Below are 16,309 nucleotides of genomic sequence, written 5' to 3'. Positions count from 1 at the left end.
AATCCGATGGGCGAGCGCCATCGGATTGCCACTGCAGGTGACTCAGATACTGCGTTTGCGCGTGAGCGCCGGGATCTTGCTCAGGGGCACCTCGACCCGTTGCACCTGCCCCACGGCCGCAGCGACCAACGCCAGCGTCGGCTGACCGAACAGCACGCGGACATCGGCTTCCATGCTCTCCTTGCGCATGCGCTCGATCAGGCTGACCGCCAACAGTGAATGCCCGCCGAGTTCGAAGAAATGATCGTGGCGGCCGACCCGTTCGACCTTCAGCAACTCGGCCCAGAGCAAGGCCAGCCTGATCTCGACGTCACCCACGGGTGCCTCGTAAAGGCGCGTGGCATAGGCCTCGCTGTCCGGTGCTGCCAGGGCTTTGCGGTCGAGTTTGCCGTTGGGGGTCAGCGGCAACACGTCGAGTCGCACGTAGGCCGCCGGCACCATGTACTCCGGCAAATGCGCTTGCAGGTGCGCCCGCAGGCTGCCGGTATCCGGCGATGTCTGCGACGTGTAGTAGGCGACCAGGCGTTTCTCGCCGGGTACGTCTTCGCGGGCCAGCACCACGGTTTCTTTCACGGCGTCGTGGCAGGCGAGTTTGGTTTCGATCTCGCCCAGTTCGATGCGGAAGCCACGTATTTTTACCTGGTCGTCATTGCGGCCGAGGTATTCGATGTTGCCGTCCGGGAGGTAGCGGCCGAGGTCGCCGGTTTTGTACATCCGGGCGTTTTGTCGCGTACTGAATGGATCGGCGAGGAAGCGTTCGGCGGTGAGGTCGTCACGGTTCAGGTAACCCCGTGCCACGCCGGCGCCGCCGATGTAGATTTCACCGGCGACGCCCAGCGACACGGGTTGTCCGTGGTCATCCAGCAAGTAGAACTGGGTGTTGGCGACGGGTTTACCTATGTGTGCCGCGAAGCCGTCTTCGCGGGCCATCGACACCCAGCTTGAGTAGGTCGTGGTTTCTGACGGACCGTAGAGGTTGCACAGGCGTTTGACACTGGTTTGTTCGAACAGCGTTTCCACCAGACTGCGCTTGAGCGCTTCCCCGGCGACGTTGACCGTGTGCACACCTTTGCTCAGTCCGCCGGACTCCAGCAACGCCTTGAGCGCCGACGGTACGGTGTTGATTAAGGTGATGTCGTGCTCGCCCTGTTGCAGTTCCAGCACATTGGTCACGATCTCGATGCTGGCGCCGCAAGTCAGTGGCGCGAAGCACTCGTAGACCGCCAAATCGAAGTTCAGCGAAGTCGAGAACAGGGTTTTGGCCAACGTGGCCTGATCGAATGAACGATGCGCCCAGGTCAGGAAGTTCACCGTGTTGCGGTGTTCGATCATCACGCCTTTGGGTAAACCAGTGGAACCGGAGGTGTAGATCACGTAAGCCAAATGCGCCGACGCCAGGTCCGAGACGTGCGGATTGGAGACAGATTCGTCCTGCCAGAGCCCGCTATCCAGGTCGATCACCGGCATCGACGCGTTGCTCAGCAACCCAAGTGTTACCGAGTGCGCCAATACCACGGCCGGCGCGCTGTCCTCCAGCATGTAGGCAATCCGGTCCAGCGGATAAGCCGGATCCAGCGGCACGTAACCACCACCCGCCTTAAGAATCGCCAACAACCCGACCACCATATCGAGGCCACGTTCAACACAAATCGCCACCCGCGAATCCGGCCGCACACCCTGCCCGCGCAGATAATGCGCCAACCGGTTAGCCTGCACATTCAGCTCGCGATAACTCAAGCGCCGCCCGCCATGCAGCACCGCCAAGGCATCCGGCGTGCGCTCAACCTGCGCTTCAAACAACCCGTGAATCGTCTGCGCCAACGGATAATCCGCCTCAGTGGCATTGAACCCGACCAGTTGCTGAAGCTCGGCATCGCCCAGCAGCGCAATCGAACTCACCGCCCTGCCCGTGTCCGCCACCATCGCCCGCAGCATCCGCTCCAGGTAACCGAGGTAACGTTGCATCGTCGCCGCGTCGAACAACGCCGTGGCAAATTCCAGCGAACCCTGAATACGACCGTCGATTTCGCCCAAATCAAGCGACACATCGAACTTCGACGTGCGGCTCGCAGCGCCCAGCCCTTCAAGCTTCAGGTCGCCCAACGCCAGCTCGACGCTTTCGGTGTTCTGCCACGACAGCATCGCCTGGAAGACCGCACTATGGGACAAGCTGCGCACCGGTTTGACCAGCTCGACGACCTGTTCGAACGGCAAGTCCTGATGCGCCTGCGCTCCCAGCGTCTGGGCCTTGACCCGTTGCAGCAGCGTTTCAATGTTCGGTTCACCCGAGACATCAATCGGCAAGGCCAGGGTGTTGACGAAGAACCCGATCAGCCCTTCGACCTCGACACGCATACGGTTGGCCACCGGCGAACCGATGACAACCTTGTCCTGCCCCGAAAGACGTCCGAGCACCGCCGCCCAGCCGGCCAGCATCGTCATGTACAACGTGGTGCCGTGACGCTGACTCAGCGCCTTGAGGTCCGCCGTCAGCGCGGGATCGAACGCCACCGGCAGCGTGGCGCCGGCATAGTCCTGCCGAGCGGGCCGTGGATGGTCGGCGGGCAGCATCAGCAGCGCCGGCGCATCGGCCAGTGCGGTTTTCCAGTAATCGCCCTGGGTCTTCAGCACTTCGCCGACGAGCCAGCGACGTTGCCACGCGGCATAGTCGGCGTACTGGATCGGCAGCGGCGGCAGTGGGTCGTCCTGTCCGCAGCGATACGCCTCGTACAGCGCAACCAGCTCCCGGTCAGCACGCCCATCGACCAACCATCCGAGACAATGTGATGCATCGTCACCAACAGCACATGTTCACGCTCACCCAAGTGGATCAGGCGACCCCGAATCAACGGGCCGTGCTCGATGTCGAACGGTTCGGCCGCTTCCTGTGCGACCAGAGTCTTGAGTTCGCGCTGCACCTCGGCATGACCGGAAAGGTCAATCTGCGCCAGGGCAAAACCGACATCCTCGGCAGCGATACGTTGCAGCACTGGCTGCTCCGGAACCTGCACGAAACCCGTACGCAGCGCCTCGTGACGGGCGACGATCCGGTCCAGTGCGCGGCGCAGTGCGTTGCGGTCCAGATCGCCGCTCAGGCGCAGGCCGGCCGGCAAATGGTAGGCCTCGCTGGCGCCTTCGATCCGCGCCAGAAACAGCAAGCGTTGCTGCGCAAAGGACAGCGGCAACGGCTCGTCGCGGTTCACCGGCACCATCTCCGGCAACGTGCTGCCCACCGAGCGCGCCACGGCTTGCGCCAACTCGTTTAGTTGCGAATGGGTAAACAGTTCACCAAGCGCCAACTCCACACCGAGGCGCAGGCGGACCTGTGAGATAAGCCGCATCGCCAGCAGCGAATGGCCGCCCAGTTCGAAGAACCGGTCATGCCGCCCGACTTGCTCCAGACCCAGCAAGTCTTGCCAGATCTGCACCAACACCGATTCGATCTCTCCTTGCGGCGCTTCATAGCCATAGGCATTCATTGCGCCCGACTCCGGTGCCGCCAGGGCCTTGCGGTCGAGTTTGCCGTTGGGCGTCTGCGGCATCGCGTCCAGCATTACGTACGCCACAGGCACCATGTATTCCGGCAGTTGAGCAAGCATCAACCCGCGCAGTGTTTCCACCGGCAAGGCATCGTGCCCGGCTTGCGCCCGGTAATACGCCACCAGCCGCTGCTCGCCGGGACGGTCTTCGCGCACAATCACCACGGCCTCAGCCACGCCTTGGCAGGCGCCAAGGACGACTTCGATTTCACCCAGTTCAATGCGCAAACCGCGGATCTTCACCTGGCCATCGTTACGGCCCAGATAGTCGAGCGTGCCATCAGGCAGGTAGCGGGCAATGTCGCCCGTGCGGTACATCCGCGCCTCGGGTTGCGTGCTGAAAGGATCGCTCAGGAAGCGTTCTTCCGTGAGGTCACGGCGGTTCATATAACCGCGAGCGACGCCCGCGCCACCGATGTAAATTTCCCCGGCGACGCCGATGGGCGCAGGTTTGCCGTGCACGTCGAGCAAGTAGAACCGGGTATTGGCAATTGGCCGACCGATGCAGACCTGGCTGGTGCCGGTCACCTGAACACCCACAGGCGTGGCCGAGGACCAGATCGTGGTTTCGGTCGGGCCGTAGACGTTGAACAAGGTCTTGACCTGGCCGGCGATGCGCACGGCGAGATCGGCCGGCAAGGCTTCGCCGCCGCACAGTGCAGTCAGCGCCGGCGCACCTTGCCAGCCCGATTCGAGCAGCATGCGCCAACTTGCCGGGGTGGCCTGGGCGACAGTGGCACCGCTAGCGGCAATCACCCCGGCGAGCAATGCGCCGTCGCGCCCCTGATCCCGGGAGACCAGCACAACACGGGCGCCGCAGATCAGCGGCAGGTACAACTCAAGGCCGGCGATATCAAAACCTAGGGTCGTCAACGCCAGCATCCGGTCGCTGGACAGCATGCCGAGCATGTCGCGCATTGCGCCCAACAGGTTGACCACGCTGCGGTGCTCGACCATCACGCCTTTCGGTTTGCCGGTCGAGCCCGAGGTATAGATCACGTAGGCAAGGTGCGCCGAGGTCAAGCCCGGCACCTGCGGATTGGTTGAAGATCGGGCCCGCCAGACCGCGCTGGACAAATCAATAACCGGGATCGCGGCATCAGCCAGCAATTCGCGAGTGCCGGTGTGTACCAGCAACGCCACTGGCGCACTGTCATCCAGCATGTAGCTCAGGCGATCGATGGGGTAAGCCGGGTCCAGTGGGACATACGCGGCGCCCGACTTCAAAATCCCCAGCAAGCCGACCAGCATGTCGAAGCCACGTTCGACGCAGAGCGCCACCCGATCATCCGGCCGGATGCCACGGGCCAGCAGCTCATGGGCGACCTGGTTGGCCTGGCGGTTCAACTCGGCATAGCTCAACTGTTGATCACCGAACACCAGGGCGACCGCGTCGGGAGACGCCTCGACCCAGGCCTGGAACAACTGCTGGATTGTCTGCGTTTGCGGGTACGCCACCTCGGTGGCATTCCAGGTGTCGAGCATGAGCCGACGTTCGGCGGCCGAGACAATATCGAGTTCGTAGAGTGGCGTCTGCGGCGCCTGCTCCAGGGCGCTGACCAGACTGTCGAGCGCCGTCTGCATGTAGGCGCCGATGCGTTGCGCATCGATCCCGGCCACAGCCTGGACGGCCAGACCGAAACCGCTGCCTTCATCGTCCACCGCCAGCGCCAATGGGTAGTTGGTGCGCTCTTCGCCGCCGAGCACTTCAATGCCTTGCCACGCCGTGCGCATTTGCGCGGTGACGTCGGTGGCGCTGTGGCGGTAATTGAGCAAGGCACTGAACAGCGGCGTCGGCGCGGCCACCCCACTGCAACGCTGGGCCAAGGCCAGCGAGGCGTGTTCGTGGCCCAACAGCCCGGTCAGGCGTTGATGAGTCGCCATCACCCCGGCACGCGCACCTAGCCCGCCCAGACTGACGCGCAATGGCAGGGTGTTGATGAACATGCCCAAGGCACGATCAGCGCCCTCGCCCGCCTGCATCCGGCCCAACAGCACCGTACCGAACACCACTTCATCGCGACCGCAGACGCGGCCCAAAACCTGCGCCCAGGCCAGGTGCACCACGCTCGCCGCGCTCACCCCCAGCAAGCGTGCCTGCGCTCGCAGGCGCCGGTTCAACCCGGCGTCCATCGTCAGCTTCGCTTCCTCGATGCCGGTGCCGTCGCCCTGCACATCCTGGTGACCAAACGGCAGTGTCGGCTCGTCGATATCGCCGAGCATCTCGCGAAAAAACCCTTCGTGTTCCTCACGGCTGACACCCAGGCGGGCCTGCGCCACATAGTTGCGATACGGCATCGCCACGCCCAACTGCCGGGCCTCGCCGAGCAAATACGCCTGCATTTCCTGCTGCACCACTTCCAGCGCCGTGTGGTCGAGCGCCATGTGATGGAACAACAGCATCGCCACCCAACGCTGCTGGACCACGTCTTCGGCGAAGGCCACGCGCAACATCGGCGCCTGACGCACATCGAGCCGGTAATGCCGGGCATCGAAATGCTCATGCAACTGCGCGGCGATGTCACCGGCCTGCGGGTCCGGTTCGAACGCTTCGCTCACCAGCCGGGCCTGGCGCCACACCACCTGCATCGGCTCATCGAGGCCTTCCCAGACCAGCGAGGTCCTGAGGATGTCATGGCGGTTGATGACCTGTTGCAGCGCTTGAGTGAAGCTTTCCAGGCGCTCGCGGCTGTCGAAGGCGAACTGCGTTTGCAGCACGTAGGGATCACCTTTTTCCGCCGTGAGGTGGTGATAGAGAATCCCCTCTTGCAGCGGCGCCAGCGGGTAGATGTCCTGCACGTTGCGGGCGCCGCCGGGGACGCTTGCGACGATGCGGTCCAGGACCGGTTGGCTCAGGCTGGCCAGCGGCAGCATGGCTGGGGTGATGTGTTCGCAGTCCGGAGGAATAAGGTTCGGCGGAACACTGACTTCCTTGCCGCTGCCGACGGCGGCGGCCAGCGCAGCCAGGGTTGGCCGGCTGAATAGCACGCGCACATCGGCGCTCAGACCGGCGTGGCGCATCCGTTCAATCAGTTTTACGGCCAGCAGCGAGTGTCCGCCCAGTTCAAAGAAATGATCATGACGACCGACTTGCTCGACGTTCAGCACGTCGGCCCAGAGCTGCGCCAGGGTCGATTCAACCTCACCGCGTGGCGCTTCGTAGCCGCGTTTGACCAGCGCTTCCAGGTCCGGGGCCGGCAATGCCTTGCGGTCCAGTTTGCCATTCGCCGTCAGGGGCAATACCTCAAGACGCACGTAGGCCGCTGGCACCATATAGTCCGGCAACTGCGCCGCCAGGTGCGCCCGCAGCGCTTCGAGATCCGGCACGGCGCCCGGCAGTTGCGGGGTGAAATAGGCCACCAGGCGTTTCTCGCCGGGAACCTCTTCACGCGTCATCACCACCGCGTCCTTCACATCGACATGCCGGGTAAGCCGGGCCTCGATTTCGCCGAGTTCGATGCGGTAACCACGGATCTTCACCTGGTCGTCGTTGCGGCCCAGGTATTCGATGTTGCCGTCCGCCAGCCAGCGACCGAGATCGCCGGTTCGATAAAGCAACGCATCAGCGCTGAACGGGTCAGCGACAAACTTCTCGGCAGTCAACTGCGGGCGGTTAAGGTAACCGTTGGCCACGCCGGCGCCACCGATGTACAACTCACCGGCCACACCCAGCGGTACCGGACGTTGATAGGCGTCCAGCACATAGACACGGGTGTTGCCGATGGGGCGACCAATCGGAATGCTGCCCTCGTCGACCGTCTTGATCTCATAGGTGGTGGTGAACGTGGTGGCTTCCGTCGGGCCGTAGCCGTTGAGGAGGTGCTGCGGGGCGCCTTCTTTGAGCACCCGGCCGATTACCGCCGGGTCGAGCACATCGCCGCCGACGATCAGGTAACGCAACTGGCCGAACAGCGTCATCAGGCCGGCGACGTATTGGTGGAACAAGCCTGCGGTCATCCACAACACGCTGACCGACTGCTCAAGCAGCAGGGTTTTGAAGCGTTCTTGCGACAGCAGCACGTCCTGTTCAACCACCACCAGACAACCGCCATTGAGCAACGGCGCCCAGACCTCAAGGGTGCTGGCGTCGAAGGCCGGGTTCGAGGCGAAGGCGACGCGGTCTTCGGCGTTGAATTCGGCATAGCCGTTGTTGATCACCAAACGGCTGATCGCCCGGTGCGGGACCAACACGCCTTTCGGTGTGCCGGTCGAGCCCGAGGTGTACATGACGTAGGCCGGCGTTTCGCTGGACTGCGGCAGCTCTGGAGCATGGCTCGGCAGGTGGCTGAATGCCATTGTGTCGAGGTCCACGCGGCGGACATCTTGCTCCAGCGTTTCTGCGCGGCAGGTCAATACCGCCGTGGCCTGGCTGTCCTGCACCATGAAACCCTGACGCTCGCCGGGTGCGTTGATGTCCAGCGGAACGTAGGCGGCGGCGCATTTGAGAATGGCCAATTGGCTGACGATCAGATCAATCGAGCGGGGCAGCAGGATGGCCACGCGATCACCCGGTGCTACACCGAGGCCGATCAAGTGGTGGGCCAATTGGTTGGCCCTGAGGTTCAGTTCGCGGTAAGTCTGGCTGTGTCCCTGTTGCACAGCGGCGGTTGAGTCAGGACTGCGCGCAACCTGCGTCTCGAACAGCGTGTGCAGGGTTTGGTGCTGCGGATAGTCGGTCTCGGTGGCATTGAATTCGACCCGCAGTTGCTGTTGTTCTGCTGCCGGCAGCACTTCCAGGCTGTACAACGGCGCAGCGGGATTGAATTCCAGCGCCTGGGCCAGGCTTTCCAACGCGGCATTCATGTAGGCGCAGACACGCTGGGCTCCGACGCCCGGCCTGACCAGGACGGTCAGGGTGAAGTCTTCGCCGAGGTCGTCCACCGACAACGTCAGCGGGTAGTTGGTGCGTTCCTCGCCGCCCAATACCTCGATGCCTTGCCAGGTCGAGTCGGTCGCGGTGGTGTCGGGCTGCGCGCCGGAGTGACGGTAGTTGAGCAAGGCGCTGAACAGCGGCGTCGGTGCGGTCACGCCGCTGCAACGCTGCGCCAAGGCCAGGGACGCATGTTCGTGGCCCAGCAATGCGCTGAGCCGCGCATGAGTAGTCTTGACCCCGGCCCGCACACCTTGGGTGCCGATATTCACCCGCAGCGGTAAGGTGTTGATGAACATCCCCAATGCCCGGTCGGCGCCCTCGCCGCCCTGCATCCGGCCCATCAGTACAGTGCCGAACACCACGTCTTCGCGGCCCGACACCCGGCTCAGCACCTGAGCCCAGGCCAAATGGTGCAGGCTGGCCGCGCTCACGCCTGACTGGCGGGCCAACTGCCGCAGGCGACGGCTCAGACCGTTGTCGAGCAGTAGCTTGGCTTCCTCGATGTCACTGCCGTCGCCCTGCACATCTTGCAGGCCGAACGGCAGGGTCGGTTCATCAATGTCGCCGAGCATCTGGCGGAAAAACGCTTCATGTTCCTCAGGGCTGACCCCGAGACGGGCCTGGGCCACGTAGTGGCGAAACGGCACTGCGGCGCCCAACCGGTCCGCGTGCCCCAACAGGTACGCCTGCATCTCGTGCTGCACCACGTCCATGGCGGTATGGTCCAGCGCCATGTGGTGAAACAACAACATGGCGACCCAACGCTGATTCGGCACATCATGGGCGAAAGCCAGGCGCATCAGCGGTGCCTGGGTAACGTCCAGGCGGTAGTGCCGGGCGTCGAAACGGCGGTGCAATTGTGTGGCGATGTCTCCGGCGTGCGGGTCCAGTGCCAGTTCGTCCAGGCCCAGCCGTGCTTCACGCCAGACCACTTGCAGGGGTTCGTCGAGGCCTTCCCACAAGACGGCCGTGCGCAAGATGTCGTGGCGGTTGATCACCATTTGCAGCGCTTGGGTGAAATCCTCCAGGCGCTGGCGATTCGTAAAGGCGAACTGCGCTTGCAGGACGTAAGGGTCGCCCTGCTCTGCCGAAACATGGTGGTAAAGGATGCCTTCTTGCAACGGTGCCAGTGGGTAGATGTCTTGCACGTTGCGGGCGCCGCCGGGGACGGTGGCGACGAGGCGGTCCAGGGAGTCTTGGGTCAGGGTCGCCAGCGGCAGCATGGCTGGGGTGATGTGTTCGCAATGGTCTGGAATCAAGTTGGCCGGGACGGTGACCTCTTTGCCGCTGCCGACGGCGGCGGCCAGTGCGGCCAGGGTCGGTTGGCTGAACAGGACACGGACGTCGGCGCTCAAACTGACCTGGCGCATCCGTTCGATCAGGGTGACGGCCAGCAGCGAGTGACCGCCCAGTTCGAAGAAGTGGTCGTGGCGACCGACGCGTTCGACTTTGAGCACGTCGGCCCAGAGCTGCGCCAGGGTTTCCTCAACCTCACCCTGCGGTGCTTCGTACTCGCGGCTGGCGTAGGCCTCGGAGTCCGGGGTTGGCAGTGCGCGACGGTCAAGTTTACCGTTGGCGGTCAGCGGGAAGCTATCGAGGACCACGAAGGCGCTTGGGACCATGTATTCGGCCAATGAAGCGGCCAGTTCGGCGCGCAGGTCTTGCGCTGACAAGGTGATGTCCGGTTCCGGGATCACATAACCGACCAGGCGTTTCGGGCCGGATTCGTCCTGACGCGCCAGTACCACGGCGTCTTGTACGCCAGCACACTGGCCCAAACGCGCTTCGATCTCGCCGAGTTCGATACGGAAGCCACGGATTTTCACCTGGTCGTCGTTGCGGCCCAGGTATTCGATGTTGCCGTCGGGTAGCCAGCGGCCGAGGTCGCCGGTGCGGTAGAGCAACGCGTCGTGAGTGAACGGGTCGACGACAAACTTCTCGGCGGTTAGCTCGGGCTGGTTCAAATACCCTTTGGCCACGCCGTCGCCGCCAATGTACAACTCGCCCGCCACGCCCAGTGGTACTGGCCGTTGGTGCGAGTCGAGTACGTACACTCGGCTGTTGCCGATGGGGCGACCGATGGGAATGCTGCCCTCGCCGACTGACTTGATCTCAAACGTCGTGGTGAAAGTCGTGGCTTCCGTCGGACCGTAGCCATTGAGCAAGTGCTGCGGCGCGCCCTCTTTCAGCACTCGGCGGATCACTGCTGGATCAAGTACATCACCGCCGACGATCAGGTACCGCAACTGGCCAAACACGGTCATCAAACCAGCGGCGTACTGGTGAAACAGCCCCGCCGTCATCCACAAGACACTGACCGATTGCTCAAGCAGCAGGGTTTTAAAGCGCTCTTGCGACAACAACACATCCTGCTCAACCACGACCACGCAACCGCCATTGAGTAACGGCGCCCAGACGTCGAGGGTGCTGGCGTCGAACGCCGGATTGGAGGCGAATGCCACCCGATCCTGCGGGTTGAACGAGGCGAAACCGTTGTTGACCACCAACCGGCTGATCGCCCGATGCGGGACCAATACACCTTTCGGCGTGCCCGTCGAACCCGAGGTGTACATCAGGTAGGCGACCGATTCGGCGGTTTGCAGCAAATCCAGGTCGTGAGCCACCTCAGAGTCCAGGTCCACGCTGTCCAGATTTACACGCCGCGCATTGTCGGGTGCCGTCGTCGTGCTCAGCGTCAGCACCACCTGCGCCCCGCTGTCCTGCAGCATAAACTGCTGGCGCTCAACCGGCGCACTGACATCCAGCGGCACATAACCCGCCGCGCATTTGAGAATCGCCAACTGACTGATCAACAGCTCAAGCGAACGCTCCAGCAGAATCGCCACACGGTCGCCCGGTTGAACACCGAGGCCAACCAAGTGATGAACCAGGCCATTGGCCCGGGCGTTGAGTTCCCGATAAGTCAGGTTTTGCGCGCCGTGTACCGCCGCTGCAGCCTCCGGACAGGCCCGGACTTGTGCCTCGAACAGCCCATGAACGGTTTTGTCCTGCGGATAACTGCGGGTCGTCGCATTGAAGTCCACCAGCACTTGCCGACGTTCAGCGGACGGCACAACCGACAAACCATTGAGCAGCGTCTGCGGTGCCTGTTCCAGCGCTTCCACCAAATTTTCCAGCGCCACCTGCATGTATGCGCAAACACGTTGCGCGCTAATGCCCGGCGTTGCCAACACGCTCAGGCTAAAGCCATCGCCGTCGTCGTCCACCGACAAGGTCAGCGGGTAATTGGTGCGTTCTTCACTGGTCAACACCTCAAGTCCGTTCCAGGCGTCCTGCGCCTCTTTGGACTGCGAAGGCGTTGAACTATGACGGTAGTTGAGCAACGCGCCGAACAGCGGGGACGGCGCGGCCACGCCGCTGCAGCGTTGGGCCAACGCCAGCGAAGCGTGTTCGTGCCCCAGCAGTGCGGTCAGTCGGCCGTGGGTGGTTTTCACTGCGCCGCGCACGTCCTGGGCACCGACATTCACGCGCAACGGCAGGGTGTTGATGAACATCCCCAGCGCACGCTCGGCGCCCTCGCCGCCCTGCATCCGGCCCATCAGCACGGTGCCGAACACCACGTCTTCGCGGCCCGACACACTGCCGATGACCTGCGCCCAGGCCAGATGGACCAGGCTCGCGGCGCTGACGCCCAACTGACGCGCCTGGGCGCGCAGGCGTCGACCCAGTTCATGCGCCACCGCTTGTTTGTCTTCCTCGATGCTGTCGCCGTCATGCCAAACGTCCTGTACACCGAACGGCAGCGTCGGCTCGACGATGTCCGCGAGCAACTCGCCGAAGAACGCTTCATGGGCCTCGCGGCTGACGCCCAGTCGCGCCTGGGCCACGTAGTTGCGATAGGGCATTGCATCGCCCAACGCGTCGGCCTGACCGAGCAGGTACGCCTGCATTTCCTGTTGCACCAGTTCCAGCGCCAGGTGATCGAGGGCCATGTGATGGAACAGCAGCATGGCCACCCAACGCTGGTTGGGCGCGTCATGGGCAAACGCCAGCCGCATCAGCGGCGCTTCGCTCACGTTCAGGCGATAGTGCCGGGCGTCGAAACGGCCGTGCAATTGTGTGGCGATGTCCCCGGCTTGCGGGTCCAGCGCCAGTTCCTCCAGACCCAGCCGGGCCTGACGCCAGACCACCTGCACCGGTTCGTTCAAGCCTTCCCAGAGCACGCTGGTACGCAAGATGTCGTGGCGGTCGATGACGCTTTGCAACGCCTGGGAAAAATCGTCCAGCCGTGCACGGTTCGAGGCCACGAACACCGCTTGCAGTACATAGGGATCGCCCTGTTCTGCGGCAATGTGGTGATACAGAATGCCTTCTTGCAGCGGCGCCAGCGGGTAGATGTCCTGCACGTTGTGCGCACCGCCCGGCACCGTCGCGACGATACGGTCGATGCTCGGTTGGTCCAGATGGACCAGCGGCAGCATGCCTGGAGTGATGTGTCCACCATCGGCCTGGATCAGGTTGGCCGGGATGCTCACTTCATGGCCGCCACCCACCGCTGCCGCCAGTGCGGCCAGGGTGGGCTGGCCGAACAGGACGCGCACGTCGGCACTCAGCCCGGCCTGGCGCATCTGCCCGATCAGGCTGACGGCCAGCAGCGAATGCCCGCCGAGTTCAAAGAAGTGGTCATGACGGCCGACACGTTCGACCTTGAGCAGGTCTTGCCAGATCTGCGCCAGTGTCGTTTCGACTTCGCCTTGCGGGGCTTCGTAGCCTCGGGTGATGACTGATTCGAGGTCCGGTGCTGGCAGCGCTTTACGGTCGAGTTTGCCGTTGGGGGTGAGCGGCAAGGCGTCGAGGTGCACGTAGGCGGCCGGGATCATGTAGTCCGGGAGTTGGGTTTGCAGGTGACGGCGCAGGGCGTCGATGTCGAGGGATTGTTGCGCGGTGTAGTAGGCGACCAGGCGTTTGTCGCCGGGGAGGTCTTCGCGAGCGAGGACGGCGGTTTCGTCGATCTCCTGATGCTGGGCAAGTTTGGCTTCGATTTCGCCCAGTTCGATGCGGAAGCCGCGGATTTTCACCTGGTCGTCGTTGCGGCCCAGGTATTCAATATTGCCGTCCGGGAGGTAGCGGCCGAGGTCGCCGGTTTTGTACATCCGGGCGTTCTTTTTAACGCTGAATGGATCGCTGAGGAAACGTTCGGCGGTCAGCTCATCGCGGTTCAGATAACCGCGAGCCACGCCGGCGCCGCCGATGTAGATTTCGCCTGCGACGCCCAGTGGCACGGGTTGGCCGTGGTCATCCAGCAAGTAGAACTGGGTGTTGGCGACGGGTTTGCCGATGTGGGCGGCGAAACCGTCTTCGCGGGCCATCGACACCCAACTTGAGTAGGTGGTGGTTTCTGACGGACCGTAGAGGTTACACAGGCGTTTGACATTGGTCTGTTCGAAGAGGTTTTCGACGAGACTGCGTTTGAGCGCTTCCCCGCGACGTTGACCGTGTGCACGTTGTCGCTCAGTCCGCCAGACTCCAGCAAAGCCTTGAGCGCCGACGGCACGGTGTTGATCAACGTAACGTCGTGCTCGCCCTGCTGAAGTTCCAGCACATTAGTCACGACATCGATGCTGCCGCCTGAGGTTAGCGGTGCGAAGCACTCGTAGACTGCCAAATCGAAGTTCAGCGAAGTCGAGAACAGGGTTTTAGCCAAGGTTTCGTCGTCAAACGAACGATGCGCCCAGGTCAGGAAATTCACGGTGTTGCGGTGTTCGATCATCACGCCTTTGGGTAAACCGGTCGAACCCGAGGTGTAAATCACGTAGGCCAAGTGCGAGGACGTCAGGTCCGCAATCTCTGGATTGGCGACGGATTTGTCCTGCCAAAGCCCGCTATCAAGGTCGATCAACGGCATCGACGCGTTGCTCAGCAACCCAAGTGTCGCCGCGTGCGCCAACACCACGGCCGGCGCGCTGTCCTCCAGCATGTAGGCAATCCGATCCAGCGGATACGCCGGATCCAGCGGCACATAACCGCCACCGGCCTTAAGAATTGCCAGCAGCCCAACCACTATATCGAGCCCACGCTCAACACAAATTGCCACCCGCGAATCCGGTCGCACACCCTGCCCGCGCAGGTAATGCGCCAACCGGTTGGCCTTCTCATTCAACTCGCGATAACTCAAGCGCTGCTCGCCATGCAACACCGCCACGGCATCCGGCGTGCGCTCCACCTGCGCCTCAAACAACCCGTGAATCGTCTGTTCCAGCGGGTAATCCGCCTCCGTGGCATTGAACGTCACCAGCACCTGCTCGCGTTCCGCCGCTGGCAAAATCGACAACCCACGCAACGACGCCTCCGGCGACTGCTCCAACGCCTCGACCAAGGCTTCCAGCGCCCTGAGCATGTAATCGCAAATACGCTGCGCGCCAATGCCCGGAGCCGCCTGCACACTCAGGCTGAACCCATCGCCCAGATCGTCCAGCGACAGGATCAGCGGATAGTTGGTCCGCTCTTCACCGCTCAGTACCTCAATGCCTTCCCACAACTGCACGGCTTCGCCGGACACCGCTTGCGCCGCACTGTGGCGGTAATTCAGCAAGGCGCTGAACAGCGGCGTCGGTGCCGTCACACCGCTGCAGCGTTGGGCCAACGCCAACGAAGCGTGTTCGTGGCCGAGCAATGCTGTCAGCCGTGCATGGGTGGTTTTCACACCGGCCCGCACGTCCTGAGCGCGCATATCAACCCGCAACGGCAAGGTGTTGATGAACATGCCCAAAGCACGGTGGACGCCTTCGCCGCCCTGCATCCGGCCGAGCATCACCGTGCCGAACACCACATCCTCGCGCCCGGAAATCCGCCCCAGCACCTGAGCCCACGCCAAGTGATGCAGGCTCGCGGCGCTCACGCCCAGCTGACGCGCCTGCGCCCGCAGGCGTCGGCTCAGATGGATGTCCACCGCTTGCAGCGCTTCTTCGATGTCCTGGCCTTCACCGCGCACATCCTGCAAACCGAACGGCAGCGTCGGCTCATCCACTTCGCCCAGCATGTCGCGGAAAAACACTTCATGTTGTTCGCGACTCACGCCCAGGCGTGCCTGCGCCACATAGTTGCGATACGGCAGCGTTTCACCCAGTTGACCAGCCTGACCGAACAAGTGCGCCTGCATCTCTTGCTGCACCACTTCCAGCGCCGCGTGGTCGATGGCGATGTGATGAAACAGCAGCATCGCGACCCAGCGCTGATTGGCGCGGTCCTCGGCGAATGCCAGGCGCAACAGCGGCGCCTGGCTGATCGCCAGGCGGTATTTCCGCGGGTCGAAGCGCTCATGCAATTGTTGCGTGGCTTCGCCCAGTGCAGGGTCGATGCTGATCTCGGTCAGCGCCAGTCGAGCTTCACGCCAGACCACTTGAACCGGTTCGTCCAGGCCTTCCCAGACCACACTCGTGCGCAGGATGTCGTGGCGCTTGACCACGCTCTGCAACGCCTGTGCGAACTCGTCGAGCCGGGCGCGGTCGCTGATGCCGAACAAGGCCTGCAGGACGTAAGGATCGCCCTGCTCCGCCGAAACATGGTGGTAAAGAATGCCTTCCTGCAACGGCGCCAACGGGTAGATGTCCTGCACGTTAGCCGCGCCGCCGGGCACCGTGGCCACGATACGGTCAATCGTCGATTGAGCCAGGCTTAACAGCGGCAACATGGGCGGCGTGATCTGCGTACATCCCGCCGGGATGCCATTGGCCGGCACCTCGATCTCGCCGGCCTTGCTCGCGCGATAGTCGCCGGCCTGGATCAGCTCGATCAACGCAGCCTTGTGCTCACGCAGCAAGGCCATGATCGACGGCTCGCCGAGCGACTGTTTGCGGCCACTCACGACCAGTCGATCGTCCTTGACCGACAGCTGCACGTCCTTTTCTTTCAGGGTCGCCAATAGCTCAATCACGCT

The 16,309-nt window shown here is 63.2% G+C and carries 3 pseudogenes (1 of these 3 running past the window's edge); all 3 read right to left on the bottom strand.

The window, feature by feature from the left end:
- Window positions 1-42: 42 nt before the first annotated feature.
- Window positions 43-1,881: pseudogene (locus JFV26_RS35165) on the bottom strand (non-ribosomal peptide synthetase); the annotation flags it as partial.
- Between the two features lie 30 nt (window positions 1,882-1,911).
- Window positions 1,912-3,125, bottom strand: a pseudogene (locus JFV26_RS35160) (condensation domain-containing protein); the annotation flags it as partial.
- A gap of 117 nt (window positions 3,126-3,242) precedes the next feature.
- Window positions 3,243-16,309 (bottom strand): annotated as a pseudogene (locus JFV26_RS35155) (non-ribosomal peptide synthase/polyketide synthase) (its annotated part continues 14,605 nt past the right edge of the window); the annotation flags it as partial.

Source organism: Pseudomonas sp. TH31 (genome assembly GCF_016650815.1).
In the GTDB taxonomy this organism is placed as follows: Bacteria; Pseudomonadota; Gammaproteobacteria; order Pseudomonadales; family Pseudomonadaceae; genus Aquipseudomonas.
Note: the sequence above shows the minus strand (reverse complement) of the source record. Positions and strands in the feature narration are given on the sequence as shown.